Origin of the sequence: Peribacillus kribbensis DSM 17871, from assembly GCF_000430765.1 — a bacterium.
Lineage (GTDB): Bacteria > Bacillota > Bacilli > Bacillales > DSM-1321 > Paraperibacillus > Paraperibacillus kribbensis.
Map to the genome: position 1 here is coordinate 196,305 of NZ_KE387244.1, position 18,596 is coordinate 214,900.

Below are 18,596 nucleotides of genomic sequence, written 5' to 3' on the forward strand. Positions count from 1 at the left end.
CCAGGCTGGATCTTTTTTAACATCGGCATGGGGCACCTTTCCTTTTTAAGGCATGCGCATAGAGTGTAAAACCTATAGGTTATACTAACCAATTATAATGTTATTTTGTACGATAGTAGTGTAAGTATTCTTGTAATAAAGATCCAAACGTGTGGAAGGGAGAGCCCAATTCATGTATGTAATGAAACAAACAGGCTGGATGGAATTAATCTGCGGCAGCATGTTCTCGGGGAAATCAGAAGAGCTGATCAGAAGAGTCCGCCGCGCACAATTTGCCAAACAAAAGATTGTGGTGTTCAAGCCTGCTATTGATAATCGATATAGTGAAGAAGCAGTAGTCTCTCATAATGGCTCCTCTTTCACAGCTTTGCCAATAGCAAAGTCAACCGATATTTTTAAAGTGATTGATCCAGATACAGATGTAATCGCGATAGATGAAGTCCAGTTCTTTGATCCTGAAATCGTCCAGGTTGCGGAGCACCTGGCAGACAGCGGATATCGGGTAATCCTAGCCGGCCTTGACCAGGATTTCAGGGGAGAGCCTTTTGGCCCGGTTCCTGCGCTTATGTCGCTATCGGAATCCGTAACGAAGCTCCAGGCAGTTTGTGCCGTATGCGGATCACCCTCCAGCAGGACACAGCGTCTGATCAACGGAAGACCTGCTTCCTACCATGATCCCGTCATCCTGGTCGGCGCTTCTGAAGCATATGAGCCAAGGTGCAGGCATCATCATGAAGTGCCAGGCCGTGAAGATCGGCTGAAAATGCCGGAAGATGCCGCAGTAAATCCTATTAAATAAAGGTTTTCCGGATGGATCCTTGTTACAGGACAGCGTTTTTTCCTGCTATTTTTAGCAGCATTTCAAGGAATTGGTTTGTTCGTTCCCCTTTTTAGGTATATAAGTAGTGGATAAAAAGTTCCCTCATCATAGTAAGGCTGTTTCTCGCATACTTGTCGTTTTTCGTACAACGTGTCTTTTTAGGCTCCAGGCTGTTTTATATCATTTATGAATGGATGTTTCCGCTCTGAATGTAACCACCGGATTTAACTGGCACAAAAAAAGCAGCAGTGTTATGAATGTCACGACATTCCGGCAGCGGTTAAGAAAACAGCCCATCATAGACAGCGTAGCAAAGCAGGCCTGATATATCACATGATAGGGCCTGCTTTTTTCTTACAGGGTTATCTCCAGCAAAACATTCACTTCAAAAGTACAAAAAGTTTAGTTAGTAACCCTCCCTATTTTTGGAAACAATAATAAGAGGAGGCGACCGTAATGAAAAGAAACAGGGACTTATCATCCCCAGCCCACTCTGCATATAGTGAAGTAGCTTTTGTTGATCCTAAGAAAGAGGATCAGTCATCACCATGCAAAATCCTGCCCTTTCGAAATAGGCCATCCCAATTTGATAAAATTAAAAACATTCTCCGGCAGGCTTCAGATTATAAGATAGGGCCAATATTTATAAAAGGGAATCGGATCTGGGTTATTTGTTATGGAAGCATTGAATGGATGAACAGGGAGCAGCTTGAAGAAGAAACAGAAAGAATCGCCTTTCTCTTGGAGAGGAAGCTGGCAAACTTTAAGATCTGCGTCAGGCTGGAAGAGGAAGGGTATGTTTTTCAATAGGTTTTGACGGCATTTTTTCCCTATACTATAATAAGGCTGAAGTAGATTTCGTTTGACGAGCAGCGAACAATGGGCTTCCCGGCTTCAGGCCGGGCCTTTTTTATAAGGAGCTGCCCGATTATATTTTTAGAAAAACATAGGCTGTTTCAGGTCTTGGTCCCTTAACGTGAAGGGAGAAAAGGATTCGAATACAGGCTTTATTAATACATTTTGAGGTGAGTTTCGTGTTTGATCGATTACAGGCAGTGGAAGACCGATATGAAAAGTTAAATGAATTGCTTAGCGACCCGGCTATCATCAATGATGCAAAAAAATTAAGAGAATATTCTAAAGAACAATCAGGGATACAGGATACGGTGACGGTATACCGCGAATATAAAACGGTCCAGGAGCAGTATCAGGACGCAAAACAGATGCTTGAAGAAAAGCTTGATGCTGATATGCGTGAGATGGTTAAAGAGGAAATGAACGAGCTTGAGGAACAACTGGAAGAGCTCGAAGGGAAATTGAAGATCCTGTTGATACCCAAAGATCCGAACGATGATAAAAACGTCATCATGGAGGTCCGCGGTGCTGCAGGAGGAGATGAAGCAGCCCTGTTTGCAGGAACGCTTTACCGTATGTACAGCCGCTATGCAGAGACGCAGGGATGGAAAATTGAAGTCATTGAATCAAATCCGACTGGTCTGGGCGGGTACAAAGAAATTATTTTCATGATTAACGGAAATGGAGCATTTTCGAAGCTGAAATTTGAAAACGGCGCCCACCGTGTACAGCGTGTGCCTGAGACAGAGTCCGGCGGACGGATCCATACGTCCACAGCGACGGTTGCTGTTCTTCCTGAAGCGGAAGAAGTAGAAGTCGATATTCATGAAAAAGATATCCGTGTGGATACATTTGCTTCAAGCGGACCTGGAGGCCAGAGCGTTAACACCACCATGTCTGCTGTGCGGCTTACACATATGCCGACCGGGATCGTAGTATCCTGCCAGGACGAGAAATCGCAGATTAAAAACAAGGAAAAAGCAATGAAGGTGCTTCGTGCCCGTGTCTATGACAAGTTCCAGCAGGAGGCACAGGCTGAATATGACCAGAACCGTAAGGCAGCAGTAGGGACAGGGGACCGTTCAGAGCGGATCCGGACATATAACTTCCCGCAAAACCGTGTGACTGACCACCGTATCGGCTTAACCATCCAGAAGCTGGACCAGATCATTGAAGGCAAGCTGGATGAGGTTATCGATGCACTCATCATGGAGGATCAGTCTAAAAGGATGCAAAATGAAGAAGCCTTATAAGTTTTCAAAGGTCTATGAAGCCCTTAGCTGGGCTTCTTCTTTTTTAGTGTCCAGCGGGCGTGATGCCAATGCCGGCGAACTGCTGCTGAAGTGGCTGCTTAGGATGGAACGCAGTACCCTGCTTGCCAGCCTTCAAATGGAGCTGCCGTCAGAGGTGAAGGAAGAGTTTATCTCTGCATGTGAAGCACATGCTGAAGGCATGCCAGTCCAGTATATAATCGGCTCGGAGGAGTTTTACGGAAGAACCTTTCTTGTGAATGAGGAAGTCTTGATTCCAAGGCCTGAAACAGAGGAGCTTGTGTATCATGCCTTGAATAAAATTGCGGAGCACTTTCCGGGGGGAGCGGATCTTCAGCTTGCTGATATAGGGACAGGAAGCGGCGCCATCGCCATTTCCATGAAGCTTGAGAATCCAGCTATCCAGGTACTGGCATCCGATATTGCGGAAGGATCACTTGAGGTTGCCCGCCATAATGCAGTAAGGCTAGGGGCTGAGGTATCGTTTTTAAAGGGAGATCTCCTGATGCCGTTTATCCAGGCTTCTAAAAGGCTGGATATTGTCCTGTCCAATCCGCCGTATATTCCCGAGGGAGACAGGGCGGAGATGTCGGAAGTTGTTACAGAACACGAGCCTGACAGGGCATTATTTGCAGGAGAAGACGGACTTGACTTTTACCGGGCGTTCATGGAACAGCTGCCCCTCGTCCTAAAAGAACGCGCCCTGATTGGCTTTGAAGTCGGTGCAGGCCAGGGAACGGCAGTACGGCTGCTCCTGGAGCAAACCTTCCCCCACAGCAGCACCGAAATCCAATATGATATCAACGGCAAGGACAGAATGGTCTTTGCCTGCTTGGGAAATAGGGGCTGACCCTGTTCTTTGCATATTTCCCAGCCTTACCCGCCGATGCCGAGTGCTTTTCATAAAGGCTGCCAGTCGTATTGGCATCATGATTCGTATAGAAAAAGTAAAACCCGTCGTCTGGCGGGTTTTTCTATTTGAATACACCCCTTATATAAAACCCTCATGTATTGATGATGATTATTGGCCGGGACTCTGACGCATATTTTTTATTTTAATAGTTTATCATATTCACATTTTGGCCAGAATGGAGGGTGTAAGGGAGGAATGGGGAATGAAGATGCTAAAGAAACATATGGCGGTTATTTATTTGATGATGCTGGTATCGGGAACGATCCTTAGTTTATATATGCCAAAGACGGAGTCTGTCCGGGCGGATGAAGCGGTTGTCATTCCGGGTGATGCAATCAGGCTCAGGATTTTGGCGAATAGTGATACAGAAAGTGATCAGGAGCTGAAGCATAAGGTCCGTGATGCGGTAAATCAGGAAATCACCAAATGGGTGAAGGATCTTACCTCAAAGAAGGAAGCAAGAAAGGTCATTTCGGGACATCGGAAAGAAATCCGACAGATCGCGGAGAAAGTAGTCAAGGAACAGGGATCAACCCAAACTGTTAAGGTCAAGTTCGGCAAGGCCAAATTTCCTGCAAAGCTGTATGGACAATATTTATATCCAGCAGGCAGCTACGAGGCGATCGTCGTTACCTTAGGAGACGGAGAGGGAGCCAATTGGTGGTGTGTCCTTTATCCGCCGCTCTGCTTCCTGGACTTCTCAAACGGGACAGCAGTCAGCCAGAGCCCGATGAATGAGGAGGAGAACAGCGGCCAATATGCAGCGGCTGCAGAAAAGACTGAATCTCAGCAGGATAAAATAGAAAACAAGAAACAAGGGACTGTTCAGGATCCAACAGAATCCGGGCATCCAGAAGCTGCCCCGGCTGTACAAGAGGACAGAGATCCTGCAGTAAAACAGGCTGATGAGCCGGATGATGTACAGCAGACAGAAAAACAGCCCGTCTATACTCCGCAGGATGAGGAGCAAGTGAAGGTTAAGTTTTTTATGGTAGAATTCTTTAAGGATTTATTTTAATAAATGGCCGCTCCCGATCTGGGCGGCTTTTTGGCTGTTCTATGAAGGAAGTCCCGTGCATATTTTAATAGAAAAAATGATAGAGGGGCTGTTGCATTGATGAGGCTGGCGGGTAAAGATGATATGGACTTCATTAAAGGGCTGATTGAACAGGCGGCACTGAACACAGAGGACTTGGACAAGGCGGATGTGGACTTCCTGGTTTGGGAGGACCAGAGCGGCAATCCTGCTGCAGTCGTAGGGATCGAGAATTTGAAGGAAGCAGGATTGATCCGCTCATTGGTTTTTACTCCCGTCTTTCATCCGGCCAATCTTCCATTATTCATAGAGAAGGCTGTCGGTCTCGGAAGGTTAAAAAAGTATTCGAGATTACTATTGGGAACAGATAAAAAAGCCTCCGCCGATCTATTTCACTGCATGGGCTTCCAAAAGGTGCAGCTTGAGGAGATTTCACAAACTTTGCAGTTATCCACCCATGGAAAGTATTTGATGGGGATAACTATCTGTGAATTTATGCAGATAAGGCTGTAATCCACAACTATCCACAAAGTTATCCACTGTTTCGTTGTTTTTATCCACATTTTGTGGATAAAACTTGTATTTCCATCTCTTATCTTCTATACTTTCATGGTACCTTTAGCGTGATAAACGGCTAAAAAGGGCTGAATTCCTTACATATTAACTCATTAATTTTATTTTTAGAATGAAGGTGCTGCACATGCAAACAAAGTTATGGACAGTGGATAATTATGTGGATAATGCGAATAGTTACCCACAGCTTGAAGAAGCTGCACATTTACTGCAGCAAAACCAGGTAGTAGCTTTTCCAACGGAAACCGTTTACGGGCTTGGAGCAAATGCCCGGGACAACGAAGCGGTAAAAAAAATATTTGAAGCGAAAGGAAGGCCGAGCGACAATCCGCTGATTGTCCATATTGCTTCGAAAGAGCAGCTGGCCTCTATAATAGATGAGATTCCCGGCATGACCCATACCCTCATGGATCAATTCTGGCCTGGCCCCCTTACCCTGATCTTTAAAAAGAAAGAAGGCGCCTTGTCCGATGCCGTGACAGCCGGCTTAGAAACCGTCGCCGTCCGGATGCCGAGTCATCCCCTCGCACTTAAGCTGATTGAAAAAAGCGGGCTTCCGATAGCAGCCCCAAGTGCCAATACATCAGGGAAGCCGAGTCCGACTACGGCAGGCCATGTTTATAAAGACCTGAATGGAAAAATCGCCGGGATTGTGGATGGCGGTCCAACAGGAGTCGGCGTTGAATCTACAGTCCTGGATTGTACCGGCCCGATTCCTGTCATTTTAAGGCCGGGCGGCGTCACGAAGGAGCAAATTGAGGAAGTCATCGGCCCTGTATCACTTGATACGGCCCTTTCCGATGAAAAGCAGGCGCCAAGATCGCCGGGGATGAAGTATACTCATTATGCTCCGCGTGCTGAACTGTCACTGGTCAGTGGCAGCAGGGAATTTATCCAAAGCCTTGTCAATGCCAAAAAGGCTGAGGGCTTTAGGGTGGGTGTTTTAACCACCGAGGAGAATCAAAGGTATTATGATGCTGATTATGTCCTTTCGGCAGGGAGAAGGGAACAGCTGGAGAGCGTGGCATCGGGCCTTTATTTTACATTAAGACAGTTTGATGACCTGGACGTGGAACTTATATTCAGTGAAGTTTTCCCTGTGGAAGGCATTGGCCAGGCCATCATGAACCGGCTGTCAAAAGCAGCTGGCGGCCGTTTGATCCAAGAATGAACAGTAGTCCCAAATCACAGATTCTATTTCCATACGGACGAGCATAAGCTGAAGTAGGCTAGTCCGGGGAGGTAGAAGTCTCGTGTCGATGTTGGGAGAGCTGGTGGCCTTAATGTCTATGGCGTTTGCATTGGGAATGGATGCATTTTCTATAGGCCTTGGAATGGGCATGTACAAATTAAGAATAAGAAGAATTGTAATGATTGGCATAACGGTTGGTTTTTTTCATACATTAATGCCTCTGCTTGGAATGGCGGGAGGGAAATTTCTATCAACCACCTTTGGAACCTTTGCCAGCTATGCGGGAGGCATCCTCCTCATGGTCCTTGGAATCCAAATGCTGCTGTCCGGATTAAGGGGAACCTCGGACTCCATCATAGCCCCTGTAGGATTTGGATTATTTCTTTTTGCGCTTAGTGTAAGTCTGGACAGTTTTTCGGTCGGATTGACTCTTGGAATCTACGGGGCTAAAACATGGCTGGTGCTTCTTTGCTTCGGCACAGCAGCTGCCATCCTAACCTGGGCAGGACTCCTGCTCGGCAGGAAAGTCCAGGGGATGCTTGGGAAATACAGCGTCGTACTCGGAGGAGCCATTCTTTTTGCCTTCGGATTCAAAATCCTGGGGCTGGGGAGTTTTTTTTTCTAAGAGAAATGACAGCAGGCAGCTTATTGTGAGCTGTCTTTTTTTATGGTCTTCTAGTGTGGTTCCTCTTGATAAATTGCAGGTTTGGCCTATGATGATCCAGGATTTGCGTTCCAGACGGAAATCAGCCTCCTGTTTAAAACCTATAGAATAAAAAAATAATGACGTATAATGGATAAAAAGGAGGGAGCAGATTTTGAATATTTTATTTGTATGCACGGGGAATACCTGCAGGAGCCCCATGGCGGAAGCGATCTTAAAAAATATGAACCTGCCGGAGGTAGAGGTTAGATCGGCCGGTGTTTTTGCAATGGATGGACAGGAAGCATCCAAACATACCAGGCTGGTATTGGATGAGAATTCAATTGAGCATCATCATACCTCCAAACAGATCGACGAGCATGACCTAAAATGGGCGGATTATGTTTTGACCATGACGGAAGGCCATAAAGCTACCCTGCTCATCAATTACCCTAATGCAGCAGGCAAGACCTTCACCCTCAAGGAGTTTGCCGGAGAAGATAAAAATAATTCAGATATAGTTGATCCTTTTGGCGGTTCTGCCGATATATATAGAGAAACCTTTTCGGAGCTGCAGAGTATCATCAAGGGGATTGTCCACAGGCTCCAGAAATAATTTGGGGGAAGATGTTGTGGCTGGCAGGAAGAAAAAACGGTATAAGTTTGGATTACGGAAGAAGCTGGTGGTTTTCACTACGCTATTGGCACTGATCACGTATTCAACAAGTGCACTATTTATTTATGAGATCTATCCATTTGTAACATCCTATCTATCTGAGGGCCTATTTAATCTGATTGTATTGGCTCTTGGAATCATTTGGTCCGGCATCCTTGCTTTTTCAGCTGCCGGATTTCTCACTAAACCGCTTCAAAAGCTGGAAGCTGCGGCATTGCGGGCAGCACAGGGAGACCTTGGGGTTGATCCGGCGGTTTCTAAATCTGACGATGAAATCCGGTCACTTGGAGAGGCATTCAGCCTTATGCTTTTCAATCTGCGTGAAATGGTTCAAAAAATTGATACAAACTTTAATGAAACGAACGACAAAGTCATCTATATTTCCCGGGAGTCTTCAAAGGCGGCCAATCAGGCGGAGACAATCTCCAGGGCGATCCGTGAAATATCTGCCGGGGCAGACAATTCGGCGGTTTCCATCCAGACAACAGTTGAGTCTGTGGAGGAAGTGATCCGGCTTGCAAGGGATGTACAGGACAATGCGAATTCGTCCTCTGTAAAAGCGCAGGAAATGGTACAGGAGCTTATGGGCAGCAAAGAGGTCATCGGTTCTCTTATTACCGGCATCCAGCAGCTGGCTGACGACAGCATTGAATCCCTGGAAGCAGTCCGGAGACTTGAAGAGAACGCAAAAAAAGTAGAGCAGATTATTCAGCTGGTTGGAGACATTGCCGGCCAGACCAACTTATTGGCCCTGAATGCTTCTATTGAAGCTGCACGTGCAGGAGAGCATGGAAAAGGATTTGCAGTGGTGGCGGAAGAGGTCCGTAAATTAGCGGATGAAAGCGCGAAAGCCGTCCAGGGCATTTCGGCTTTGATCAAAAATATCCAGCAGGATGTGCAGTGTGTTGTAAAAAAGATTACCGAACAAGTTCAATCAGCGGAATCCGAAGCGAAAAAAGGTTCACAAACCACAGAGGTTATTGAGGAAATGACCCTGTCAGTCAACAACGTGGCAGAAGCTGTCCGGGCCATTACGTCCCTTGTGGACAAGCAGATGGAAAGCATCCGGGAAACCTCGGCGCAGTCACAGGAAGTGGCGGCCATTGCCGAACAAACCTCCGCAGGAGCAATTGAGGTGGCTTCAGCGACCGAGGATCAAGCAGGGGTTATGGTTCGTGTTGAAACGCTTTCCGGAGAGCTGAAGGTACAGGCAGAGCAGTTGAAGGAAACCATAGCGAAGTTTACAATGTAAGGAAAAACCGGGGAATCTCTCCGGTCTTTTTTTATATCCAAAGATTGAAAGCGGCTTTCTTTATATTTTTCAGGCGGTGTGGGAAAATACAGATACATGAACTGAAAGTCAGAATTTTCGGAGAGGGGAAACGCGGATGGAAGAAAGGTCAATTACCAAGCAGGATCTCGAATTATGGCAGTCCCAGCTGAAAGAAGCTTTGGAAGACTTTCAAAAACAGGCTTCACTGACTGCTGGGAAGCTGATGGTTGTAGGATGCAGCACGAGTGAAGTCGTCGGGAGAAGAATCGGAACGGCAGGCACTCACGAGGTAGCCGAAATGCTATTCGGAGTTCTCCGGCAATTCCACGAAGATACAGGGGTAGAACTGGCATTCCAGTGCTGTGAACATCTCAACAGGGCCCTGGTTCTGACAAACGAAACGGCTGCAGCCAGAGGATATGAGGAAGTCACGGTCATCCCGATCAGACAGGCAGGCGGTGCCCTGGCAACCTTCGCCTTCAACAGCCTGGAAGATCCAGTAGTCGTTGAGCACATCAAGGCCGACGCCGGCATCGACATAGGAGACACCTTCATCGGCATGCACCTAAAACACGTAGCCGTCCCAATCAGAACCATCCAAAAACAGATAGGCCACGCCCACCTCACCACCGCCAAAACCCGACCAAAACTAATCGGAGGAGAAAGGGCCTGTTACACCTAATGCGGAGAGCGGTGCCTTCCACATAAAACTAGTTTTTTTACGATGTAAAGCAAAAAAATTTTAAAAGATTAGCCTATTTGGAAGGCAGACATCCGACAAGCATATGACGGGATGGCTATGGGAAGCGGTTTTCTTCCCGTAGACAGCCTGGCTTATGACTCGAGGATGTCAGCTCGGAGCTGGATGAGACTAAAGCGCAGAGCGGTGCTTTCACTGATAAAATAATTTTAAGCCCAATGATGATGAAAATCATATAAAAACTACAATCATTGAAAAGCAGAGACCCGAAAAGCATAAGACGAGCCGGCTGTGGGAAGCGGTTTTCTTCCCATAGACGGATTGGCTTATGACTCGAGGGTCTCAGCTCGAAGCTGGAAGAACCTAAAGCGCAGAGCGGTGCCTTCCAGATAAGACTAGTTTTTTAGCGATGTAAAGCTAAAAAATTTTAAAAGATTAGCCTAGTTGGAAGGCAGACATCCGACAAGCATAAGACGGGATGGCTATGGGAAGCGGTTTTCTTCCCGTAGACAGCCTGGCTTATGACTCGAGGATGTCAGCTCGGAGCTGGATGAGACTAATGCGCAGAGCGGTGCTTTTCACTGATAAAATAATTTTAAGCTCAATGATGATGAAAATCATATAAAAACCACAATCATTGAAAAGCAGAGATCCGAAAAGCATAAGACGAGCCGGCTGTGGGAAGCGGTTTTCTTCCCATAGACGGATTGGCTTATGACTCGAGGGTCTCAGCTCCATATAATAACATTTTCAACCCTGCTAATTAATCTGCTCCCCAACCGGATACCTCTAGGACTGTATGTATCCATTAAATCCAGCCCCGCTCCCCGCATACAATTCCCCTAGACCCATTGTCTCCCCCGCGGACTTAATGTTAGAATGATAGAGGATTTAAAAAAACGCACGTTTAAGCCCTAATAGGCGGGAAATGTGCGGCTCTGCATAATAAGCAGCGAAGGTGAGGGGGATTTTAATGAAACATTTAGCTCAGCAGGATGAAAAGGTTTTTAGCTCGATTCAGGATGAACTTAAGCGGCAAAGAACTAAGATTGAGTTAATTGCCTCTGAAAATTTTGTGAGTGAAGCCGTAATGGAAGCGCAAGGGTCTGTATTGACCAATAAGTATGCGGAAGGATATCCGGGCAAGCGGTACTATGGCGGCTGCGAACACGTAGACGTTGTGGAGGATATTGCCCGTGACCGCGCGAAGGAAATATTCGGCGCAGAGCATGCGAATGTGCAGCCCCATTCAGGTGCACAGGCTAATATGGCGGTTTACTTTACAATTTTGGAGCCAGGCGATACGGTGCTTGGCATGAATCTCTCTCACGGCGGCCATCTTACACATGGCAGCCCGGTGAATTTCAGCGGTGTTCAATACAACTTTGTAGAATATGGTGTGGATCAGGAAACCCATCTTATCAATTATGAGGATGTACTTCAAAAGGCCCGCGAAAGCAAGCCGAAGCTTATTGTGGCTGGAGCCAGTGCATATCCCAGGGAAATTGACTTCAAACGGTTCAGGGAAATCGCCGATGAGGTCGGTGCCTACTTAATGGTAGATATGGCCCATATTGCCGGCCTTGTTGCGACAGGGCTTCACCCAAGCCCGGTGCCTCATGCCCATTTTGTCACCACCACCACACATAAAACATTGCGCGGTCCTCGCGGCGGCATGATTCTTTGCAAAGAAGAATTTGCGAAAAAAATAGACAAGTCCATTTTCCCCGGCATCCAGGGAGGACCGCTGATGCATGTCATTGCAGCTAAGGCTGTAGCTTTTGGCGAAGCATTGCAGGATTCGTTTAAAGAATACTCTAAGCATATTATTGACAACTCTAAGCGTCTGGCCGAAGGTCTCAAAAAGGAAGGCTTTACCCTTGTTTCGGGAGGAACCGATAATCACCTGATTTTGGTTGATGTCCGTTCTGTGAGTCTTACAGGAAAGCAGGCCGAGCACATCCTGGATGAAATCGGAATCACCGTCAATAAAAACACGATTCCATTCGATCCGGAAAGTCCATTTGTAACAAGCGGGATCCGAATTGGAACAGCTGCCGTGACATCCCGTGGATTTAAGGAAGAAGATATGGACGAAATAGCTTCTATCATCGGTACAGCCCTTAAAAACCCGGCAGATGCTGCCAAGCTTGATGAGGCTAAACAGCGGGTGGAGAGCTTGACTAGTAAATTTACGTTATATAAAGAACTATAAAATAGAGAAAAACCGGCCCATAAAAGGCCGGTTTTTATTAGGGAATCTGCCCTTATTTTGTAAGAGGCCTGAAAAAATTTCAGGGAGATAGGGCAAGATACAAAATGTCTGTCTTTAATTAGACTTATTATTGAAGATTCTATTTTTTTTCTGTAAAATGAATCGAAGTGTAAATAGGCGTCCATAAAGTAGTTTTTTGGCGCAATCCGCGGGACATTTAAGAAAAGGGGCGATTGTACATGGGAAAAGTATTTGTTTTTGATCATCCGTTAATACAGCATAAGCTTACATACATTCGTGATAAGAATACGGGTACCAAGGAGTTCCGTGAGCTGGTAGATGAAGTGGGTTCTTTAATGGCTTTTGAGATTACCCGTGATCTTCCATTGGAGGAAGTAGAAATCGAAACACCTGTACAAAAAGCCACTTCTAAGGTGCTTGCAGGGAAGAAGCTTGGCCTTGTGCCGATTCTCCGTGCAGGAATCGGAATGGTTGATGGAATGCTGAAATTGATTCCAGCAGCGAAGGTAGGTCATATCGGGCTGTACCGCGACCCGGAAACCCTTCAGCCTGTTGAATATTATGTCAAGCTTCCTAGCGACTTGGAGGATAGAGATTTTATCGTGGTCGATCCAATGCTTGCCACTGGCGGTTCTGCTGTGGAAGCCATCCACTCCCTCAAGAAGAGAGGGGCGACCAGTATCCGCTTTATGTGCCTGATTGCTGCACCAGAAGGAGTAGAAGCGCTGAAGGAAGCTCATCCTGATGTCGACATCTACATTGCAGCCCTGGATGAAAAGCTGAACGAAAAAGGATATATCGTTCCTGGACTTGGCGATGCAGGGGACCGTTTATTCGGAACGAAATAAGATTGGCGGTATAGACATGAAGCAGCCTATTAAAGTAATGACCATATTTGGGACAAGGCCGGAAGCCGTGAAAATGGCGCCGCTTGTCCTTGAGATTCAAAAGCATCCAGAACAGTTTACTTCTATAGTAACGGTTACGGCCCAGCACAGGGAAATGCTCGACCAGGTTTTGGAGCTGTTCTCAATCAAGCCCCATTATGATTTGAATATCATGAAGGACAGGCAGACATTGGTGGATATTACAACAAGAGGGCTTGAGGGACTGGACCGAGTGATGAAAGAAGCGAAACCCGATATCGTCCTTGTCCATGGAGATACAACCACTACTTTCATCGCCGGCCTGGCGGCATATTATAATCAAATCACAGTCGGCCATGTGGAGGCAGGGTTACGGACGTGGAATAAATATTCCCCGTTCCCTGAAGAAATGAACAGACAGCTGACAGGTGTCCTGTCAGATCTTCACTTTGCACCAACCTCTATATCGGCAGGAAATCTCCTTGCTGAAAATAAAAACGCAGAGAATATTTTTATAACAGGAAACACGGCCATAGATGCTCTGCAGACGACGGTTAAAACAGAATATCAGCATCCGGTGCTTGATTCGGTCGGAAGTAACTCCATGATCCTGCTGACAGCCCATCGCCGGGAAAACGTGGGTGAACCGATGGAGAATATCTTCAGGGCAGTTAATCGCATTTTGGAAGAGCATGAGGATGTGCAGGTGATCTATCCTGTCCACTTGAATCCTGCGGTCCGGGAAATAGCGGACCGGATTCTTGGAGGGAATCCAAGAATCCATTTAATTGATCCGCTGGATGTGTTTGATTTTCACAATTTTGCCTCGCGTGCCCGCCTGATCCTGACCGATTCCGGCGGTGTCCAGGAGGAAGCTCCTTCACTTGGGGTTCCGGTTCTTGTTCTGAGAGATACAACGGAGCGGCCGGAAGGGATTGAGGCAGGCACCCTGAAGCTTGCCGGAACCGATGAGGATACTATTTTTGAAATGGCGCACGAGCTGCTTGTGAACGAAGAAGCCTATCAACAAATGGCGCAAGCCTCAAATCCTTATGGAGACGGCAGAGCCTCCGAAAGGATCTGCGAAGCCATCCGATATCATTTCAATCAAATCTCTGCACGGCCGAAAGACCTGCAGATCTAATAGAAATAAAGGGCCTGACATTGTCAGGCCCTTTATTTTGCTTAAGAGCAGGTTTCGAACCCGCTGATGCAGGGCCTCTGGATCCTGTGCGAATAGGTATTCTTTAAGGTTCCGAAGATAAGTCTAATGGCATGATGACTCTGCAGCTTATGAAAGACACAGGATCGGCATATTGGGGGGCGATATGTCCTTCATCAAGGGTGTGAAGGACATTGGGATTGCAAATGGGTGGCGATATGTCCTTCATCAGGGGTATGAAGGACACTGGGATTGCGAATTGATGGCGATATGTCCTTCATCAGAGGTGTGAAGGACACTGGAATGGCAAATGGGTGGAGATATTTCCTTCATCAGGGGCAAAATGGGTGGGAATATGTCCTTCGCCAGGATTCCAATAGAAAAATCTGCACCTTCAACGAAAGTTTAAAAAACTACTTCATTATGGTCGGAAGAACTTCTTAAAGTGTATCGTAGGAGTTCCGGTTTTTAAGAATCCGGGCCAAATCTTTACTTATAAAAGTGCTCTCATTTTGCTTACATTCCCGCTTTCTTTACTTTCATTGCTTTTCTCACCCATAATAAACATCCATCCCTCCTCATCTGAATGAATCTGCCGAATAAAGACACTCTATTAAAAAAAGGGGATGTCTTAATGAAGCTGTTTATGATTTCGGCTATGGCCATTCTTACAGTGATTTCTTTTTCGGCTGCTTCAGCAGAAGTTAAGATTCCTGACAGGCCTGCCCGTTATGGGGATGAACGTGTAATTGCCATAGCTGTGTTTAAGAAAAATCGAGATGGAAAAACTATAGTGAATAAACATCCCGCACTAAGAATCAGGGAGGTTTATACTCACGCTATTAATGGATATTCTTTGGAAGGTCCCAGAAAAGAAATGGAAGCTTTAAGAATGGAAGCAGATATAGAGCAGGTGAGTGAATGTAATGTCTATGAAGCTGAAATAAACGAAAGCGTCCCCTTTATAGGCGGCGGAAAAGCCCGCGGCTATTTTAGCAGTAAGAATGAGAGGCTGACAGGCAGGGGAGTCCGTGTTGGAATCATTGATACAGGAATCGATTATCACCATCTTGCATTGAAAGCTTCCTTTAAAGGAGGCTATGATTTTGTGGACAAGGATGCGGATCCTAAGGAAGCGGGAGGAAGGCAGCCGACGATCCATGGCACGCATGTTGCCGGAATCATAGCGGCGGATGGAAGAATGAAGGGGATGGCCCCTGAGGCCGAAATATATGTCTACCGTGTGCTTGGACCCGGAGGATCAGGTAATACGGAACTCGTGCTGAAAGCGATTGATAAAGCGATTGAGGACAAAATGGATATTCTGAATTTGTCGCTTGGCAACAGTGTGAATGGACCTGACCTTCCCATCAATATGGCATTGGACAGGGCGGTGGAGCTGGGAATAACGGCTGTGGCCTCTAGCGGCAATTCAGGTCCGGGGATGTGGACGGTAGGTTCGCCGGGCACGTCATCGCGGGCTATTTCTACCGGAGCATCCACGCCGCCTTTGAAGGTTCCCTATCTACTAGCTGGACTGGGGCAAAGCAAAAAGGAGTATCCGGTTGCAGCGCTTATGGGATCCAAGAGCTGGCCTGCTTTATCGGCATCCGCTGCCTACGGCGGAATCGGGCGTCCTGGCGAACTCAGGCATGTGCGGGGCAAGGCGGCAATCATAAAAAGAGGCGGACTTTCCTTTACCGAAAAGGTCCGGAATGCAGAGAAGGCAGGAGCGGCAGCTGTCTTAATTTACAATAATACAAGAGGCCAGTTTCTAGGAAAACTTGAAAAAGCTGCTGGTATTCCCGCTGCATCGATATCCAGAGAAGCAGCTGATGCGGTTTTGCGGTCTTCGTATATCAAAACCATAATGAAAACGGAAAAGGACAGGGTAGCCGAGTTCAGTTCGAGGGGACCTGTGACAGTGAATTGGCAGATAAAGCCCGATATAGTGGCTCCGGGTGTGGATATTCATAGCACGGTCCCGGGAGGATATCTTTCTTTGAATGGAACGAGTATGGCGGCGCCTCATGTTACCGGAGCCTGTGCGATTCTCAAGCAGGCACACCCGGACTGGGGGCCGGACACTATCAAATCTGCATTGATGTCCACAGCCAGAATTCTGGGCGACGGACGCCGCACCTACCATACGTACGAACAGGGAGCAGGGAGAATCCAGCTGGAGCAGGCCTTGAAAGCTGATACCTTCCTTTATCCGAGTTCCATTTCACTCGAGATCAAGAAAGCCGCAAGGAGATCAAGGGTCTGGATAGAAGCTGAAAACACAAGCAAGACCGAGAAGCATTACCGATTTTCACTTCCTAAGCGAGAGGAAGGAGTCTATTGGAAGCTGCCGCTTGCCTTTACCCTTAAAGAAGGAGAGAAGAAAAGACTGCCGATTGAGCTGTCACTGGATAGGAACAAGATGAAGCCTGGTGTTCATGACGGATATCTGACCATCCATGAAAATGCAAACATCTTATCTCTTCCCTACTTGTATGCAGTAAAGGAACCTGATTATCCAAGGCTTGCGGGATTCCAATTTGTGCCTGCTGATTCAGAAGGCGCCTATCGATATGAGCTGTATCTGCCAGGGGGAGCAGATGAAATGGGCATCGCACTTTATGAAAAACAGAGTCTGCGATTTGCCGGCTTTCTCGATTGGGCACAAAATGCACACAGAGGTCTTGTAAGGAAGCAGATAAAAGAAGAAAATGTTCCTCCGCCAGGCAGTTACAAAGCTGTAATTTTTGCCAGAAAAGGGAAAAAAGAGGATCGTTTGGAGACTGAAATAAAAATACTTGAAAACACATATAAACAAAAATGAAAAAAATGTGAACAAATCAAGAAAATAGACACACACGTGGGAATTTCTTTATAGGATTCATTGACATTAAAAGGGACCTATTGTATGCTTACAAAGGGTATGAACAGCGGGGTTTTTACTAGATTTCGCATGCAATACCGATATGTCAAAACCGGGGTTGTCCACCCGAAAAAAACCGCGAGGATGTAACGATGAGTCAGAAAGAACGCCACCCGTTAAAAGCGATGGCTCTAATGTCTGCCATCCTTTCTCAAATAGTAGGTTCCGTCGTGATCGGAGTCTTCGGTGGAAGATGGCTTGACCGCACGGCTGGCACCGAACCGCTTTTTCTAATCATTGGCCTTCTCACAGGGCTAGCAGCAGGGACATATTCCATGCTCCGAACAGTCCGGCATTATTTCTCGGGAGACTAAATACAAAAATGTTCAATCTTGATCAATTTTTCTACAGAACACTTAAATACATGATATACCTGATAGCGATTTATGTATTGGGGTGGGGCTTTACGCCCTATAAGTCTGTTTTCCTGGGATTGATCTTTGGGACAACCTTAAGTCTGTATCTTTTATGGACGATGGTAAGCAAGAACAGAAAGCTGACAAAAGCAGCACTGGAAGGGAAGAAGATGAAGTCTGTCGGCACCCTTTCAAGAATGGCGGCAGCAGCATTGGCTGTAACGGTGGCACTCCGATTTCCGTATGACCTGCACCTTATCAGCACATTAGTGGGATTAATGACGATCTACTTTGTCATTCCTATAGATTTTTTTATCCAACACTTACTCAAAAAGTAGAGAAGAGAGGTGAATACTGTTGAATCATGAAGCTCCTATCTGGGAATTTGCGGGACTGGATTTCAATCTTGCAAACATGCTGATGATTACAATTGCAAGTCTGATAGTCTTCATCATAGCTGTTGCTTCAACCCGAAAGCTTGCCATGAAGCCAACCGGCGCCCAGAACTTTATGGAATGGGTTATGGATTTTGTTAAAGGGCTGATAAACAGCACGATGGACTGGCAGACTGGCGGACGCTTCCTGCTTCTGGGGATGACCCTGCTTATGTACATATTTGTTTCAAATATGTTAGGGCTGCCATTCTCAGTGGTTATCGGTCACGAGCTCTGGTGGAAATCACCAACGGCAGACCCTGCGGTCACATTGGCATTAGCCTCAATGGTAGTGGGACTTTCACATTACTATGGCATTAAGATGAAAGGGCCGAAACCTTATTTAAAAAGCTATTTCGAGCCTTTTAAATTGCTTTTCCCAATCAAGATTATCGAGGAGTTTGCAAATACCCTGACAATGGGTCTGCGGCTTTACGGTAATATCTATGCAGGTGAAATCCTATTAGGATTGCTTGCTGGTATGGCAACAAACGGAATCGGCGGAACGTTAGGCGCAATCGTTCCAATGATCGCATGGCAAGGATTCAGTATCTTTGTCGGTGCAATCCAGGCATTTATCTTCACTATGTTAACAATGGTTTACTTAGCTCACAAAGTAGCTGATGACCATTAATTATAAACACGTTCATGTAAATGAACAAAA

Annotated in this window: 19 protein-coding genes; all 19 read left to right on the forward strand. The window is 46.4% G+C overall.

The genetic code is table 11. From position 1 onward, the window contains the following. Positions 1 to 172: 172 nt before the first annotated feature. The 19 genes from H539_RS29820 to atpB all read left to right on the forward strand — a co-directional run bounded on the left by H539_RS29820 (position 173) and on the right by atpB (position 18,566). A complete protein-coding gene (locus H539_RS29820) occupies positions 173 to 799 on the forward strand; it encodes a thymidine kinase (RefSeq protein WP_051348817.1) in 627 nt (208 codons plus the stop codon). Between the two features lie 477 nt (positions 800 to 1,276). After that, entirely contained in the window at positions 1,277 to 1,630 is a 354-nt protein-coding gene (locus H539_RS0126155) for a hypothetical protein (protein ID WP_026695980.1), read from the forward strand. A 224-nt stretch (positions 1,631 to 1,854) separates the two neighbouring features. Continuing rightward, the gene (gene prfA / locus H539_RS0126160) at positions 1,855 to 2,928 is read left to right on the forward strand and encodes a peptide chain release factor 1 (protein ID WP_026695981.1); all 1,074 of its coding nucleotides are present in this window, start codon (positions 1,855 to 1,857) and stop codon (positions 2,926 to 2,928) included. Further along, on the forward strand, positions 2,912 to 3,796 hold the full coding sequence (gene prmC, locus H539_RS0126165) for a peptide chain release factor N(5)-glutamine methyltransferase (protein WP_026695982.1): 885 nt from the start codon (positions 2,912 to 2,914) through the stop codon (positions 3,794 to 3,796). The genes prfA and prmC overlap by 17 nt, the downstream gene beginning before the upstream one ends. A gap of 265 nt (positions 3,797 to 4,061) precedes the next feature. Beyond that, on the forward strand, positions 4,062 to 4,877 hold the full coding sequence (gene spoIIR, locus H539_RS0126170) for a stage II sporulation protein R (RefSeq protein ID WP_425414770.1): 816 nt from the start codon (positions 4,062 to 4,064) through the stop codon (positions 4,875 to 4,877). 96 nt (positions 4,878 to 4,973) lie between these two features. Beyond that, positions 4,974 to 5,408: a GNAT family N-acetyltransferase gene (locus H539_RS0126175; RefSeq protein WP_155890282.1), complete on the forward strand. Its 435-nt coding sequence runs from the start codon at positions 4,974 to 4,976 to the stop codon at positions 5,406 to 5,408. Positions 5,409 to 5,595: 187 nt separating this feature from the next. After that, complete coding sequence (locus H539_RS0126180; protein WP_026695985.1) at positions 5,596 to 6,639, forward strand: L-threonylcarbamoyladenylate synthase; 1,044 nt, start codon at positions 5,596 to 5,598, stop codon at positions 6,637 to 6,639. An 88-nt stretch (positions 6,640 to 6,727) separates the two neighbouring features. Then, positions 6,728 to 7,285 (forward strand): manganese efflux pump MntP, encoded by a 558-nt coding sequence (locus tag H539_RS0126185; protein WP_026695986.1) that lies wholly within the window; start codon positions 6,728 to 6,730, stop codon positions 7,283 to 7,285. Between the two features lie 193 nt (positions 7,286 to 7,478). Continuing rightward, a complete protein-coding gene (locus tag H539_RS0126190; RefSeq protein ID WP_342664046.1) occupies positions 7,479 to 7,919 on the forward strand; it encodes a low molecular weight protein arginine phosphatase in 441 nt (146 codons plus the stop codon). A gap of 16 nt (positions 7,920 to 7,935) precedes the next feature. Then, on the forward strand, positions 7,936 to 9,231 hold the full coding sequence (locus H539_RS0126195) for a methyl-accepting chemotaxis protein (protein ID WP_026695988.1): 1,296 nt from the start codon (positions 7,936 to 7,938) through the stop codon (positions 9,229 to 9,231). A gap of 136 nt (positions 9,232 to 9,367) precedes the next feature. After that, positions 9,368 to 9,934 carry a TIGR01440 family protein gene (locus H539_RS0126200; protein WP_035324259.1) on the forward strand — a complete coding sequence of 189 codons (567 nt, stop codon included), beginning with the start codon at positions 9,368 to 9,370 and terminating at the stop codon, positions 9,932 to 9,934. Between the two features lie 991 nt (positions 9,935 to 10,925). Continuing rightward, complete coding sequence (locus H539_RS0126210; protein ID WP_026695991.1) at positions 10,926 to 12,167, forward strand: serine hydroxymethyltransferase; 1,242 nt, start codon at positions 10,926 to 10,928, stop codon at positions 12,165 to 12,167. A 239-nt stretch (positions 12,168 to 12,406) separates the two neighbouring features. Further along, entirely contained in the window at positions 12,407 to 13,036 is a 630-nt protein-coding gene (gene upp, locus H539_RS0126215) for a uracil phosphoribosyltransferase (RefSeq protein WP_026695992.1), read from the forward strand. A gap of 16 nt (positions 13,037 to 13,052) precedes the next feature. Continuing rightward, on the forward strand, positions 13,053 to 14,198 hold the full coding sequence (wecB, locus tag H539_RS0126220; RefSeq protein WP_026695993.1) for a non-hydrolyzing UDP-N-acetylglucosamine 2-epimerase: 1,146 nt from the start codon (positions 13,053 to 13,055) through the stop codon (positions 14,196 to 14,198). A 184-nt stretch (positions 14,199 to 14,382) separates the two neighbouring features. Continuing rightward, positions 14,383 to 14,508 (forward strand): hypothetical protein, encoded by a 126-nt coding sequence (locus H539_RS33225; RefSeq protein WP_281171480.1) that lies wholly within the window; start codon positions 14,383 to 14,385, stop codon positions 14,506 to 14,508. Between the two features lie 342 nt (positions 14,509 to 14,850). Continuing rightward, positions 14,851 to 17,043: a S8 family serine peptidase gene (locus H539_RS0126230; protein WP_026695994.1), complete on the forward strand. Its 2,193-nt coding sequence runs from the start codon at positions 14,851 to 14,853 to the stop codon at positions 17,041 to 17,043. Between the two features lie 191 nt (positions 17,044 to 17,234). Continuing rightward, positions 17,235 to 17,456 carry an AtpZ/AtpI family protein gene (locus H539_RS0126235; protein ID WP_026695995.1) on the forward strand — a complete coding sequence of 74 codons (222 nt, stop codon included), beginning with the start codon at positions 17,235 to 17,237 and terminating at the stop codon, positions 17,454 to 17,456. Positions 17,457 to 17,464: 8 nt separating this feature from the next. Next, positions 17,465 to 17,836 (forward strand): ATP synthase subunit I, encoded by a 372-nt coding sequence (locus tag H539_RS0126240; protein ID WP_026695996.1) that lies wholly within the window; start codon positions 17,465 to 17,467, stop codon positions 17,834 to 17,836. A 19-nt stretch (positions 17,837 to 17,855) separates the two neighbouring features. Then, positions 17,856 to 18,566, forward strand: a complete 711-nt coding sequence (gene atpB, locus H539_RS0126245) for a F0F1 ATP synthase subunit A (protein ID WP_026695997.1) — start codon at positions 17,856 to 17,858, stop codon at positions 18,564 to 18,566. The last annotated feature ends 30 nt before the right edge of the window (positions 18,567 to 18,596 follow it).

Excerpts from the sequence above, each read along its gene's own strand:
- spoIIR (WP_425414770.1), top strand. The coding sequence starts at position 4,062 with ATGAAGATGCTAAAGAAACATATGGCGGTTATTTATTTGATGATGCTG.
- H539_RS0126155 (WP_026695980.1), top strand. The coding sequence starts at position 1,277 with ATGAAAAGAAACAGGGACTTATCATCCCCAGCCCACTCTGCATATAGT.
- H539_RS0126235 (WP_026695995.1), top strand. The coding sequence starts at position 17,235 with ATGAGTCAGAAAGAACGCCACCCGTTAAAAGCGATGGCTCTAATGTCT.
- upp (WP_026695992.1), top strand. The coding sequence starts at position 12,407 with ATGGGAAAAGTATTTGTTTTTGATCATCCGTTAATACAGCATAAGCTT.
- H539_RS0126210 (WP_026695991.1), top strand. The coding sequence starts at position 10,926 with ATGAAACATTTAGCTCAGCAGGATGAAAAGGTTTTTAGCTCGATTCAG.
- wecB (WP_026695993.1), top strand. The coding sequence starts at position 13,053 with ATGAAGCAGCCTATTAAAGTAATGACCATATTTGGGACAAGGCCGGAA.
- H539_RS33225 (WP_281171480.1), top strand. The coding sequence starts at position 14,383 with ATGTCCTTCATCAAGGGTGTGAAGGACATTGGGATTGCAAATGGGTGG.
- prmC (WP_026695982.1), top strand. The coding sequence starts at position 2,912 with ATGAAGAAGCCTTATAAGTTTTCAAAGGTCTATGAAGCCCTTAGCTGG.
- H539_RS0126185 (WP_026695986.1), top strand. The coding sequence starts at position 6,728 with ATGTTGGGAGAGCTGGTGGCCTTAATGTCTATGGCGTTTGCATTGGGA.
- H539_RS0126180 (WP_026695985.1), top strand. The coding sequence starts at position 5,596 with ATGCAAACAAAGTTATGGACAGTGGATAATTATGTGGATAATGCGAAT.
- H539_RS29820 (WP_051348817.1), top strand. The coding sequence starts at position 173 with ATGTATGTAATGAAACAAACAGGCTGGATGGAATTAATCTGCGGCAGC.
- H539_RS0126240 (WP_026695996.1), top strand. The coding sequence starts at position 17,465 with ATGTTCAATCTTGATCAATTTTTCTACAGAACACTTAAATACATGATA.
- H539_RS0126230 (WP_026695994.1), top strand. The coding sequence starts at position 14,851 with ATGAAGCTGTTTATGATTTCGGCTATGGCCATTCTTACAGTGATTTCT.
- H539_RS0126200 (WP_035324259.1), top strand. The coding sequence starts at position 9,368 with ATGGAAGAAAGGTCAATTACCAAGCAGGATCTCGAATTATGGCAGTCC.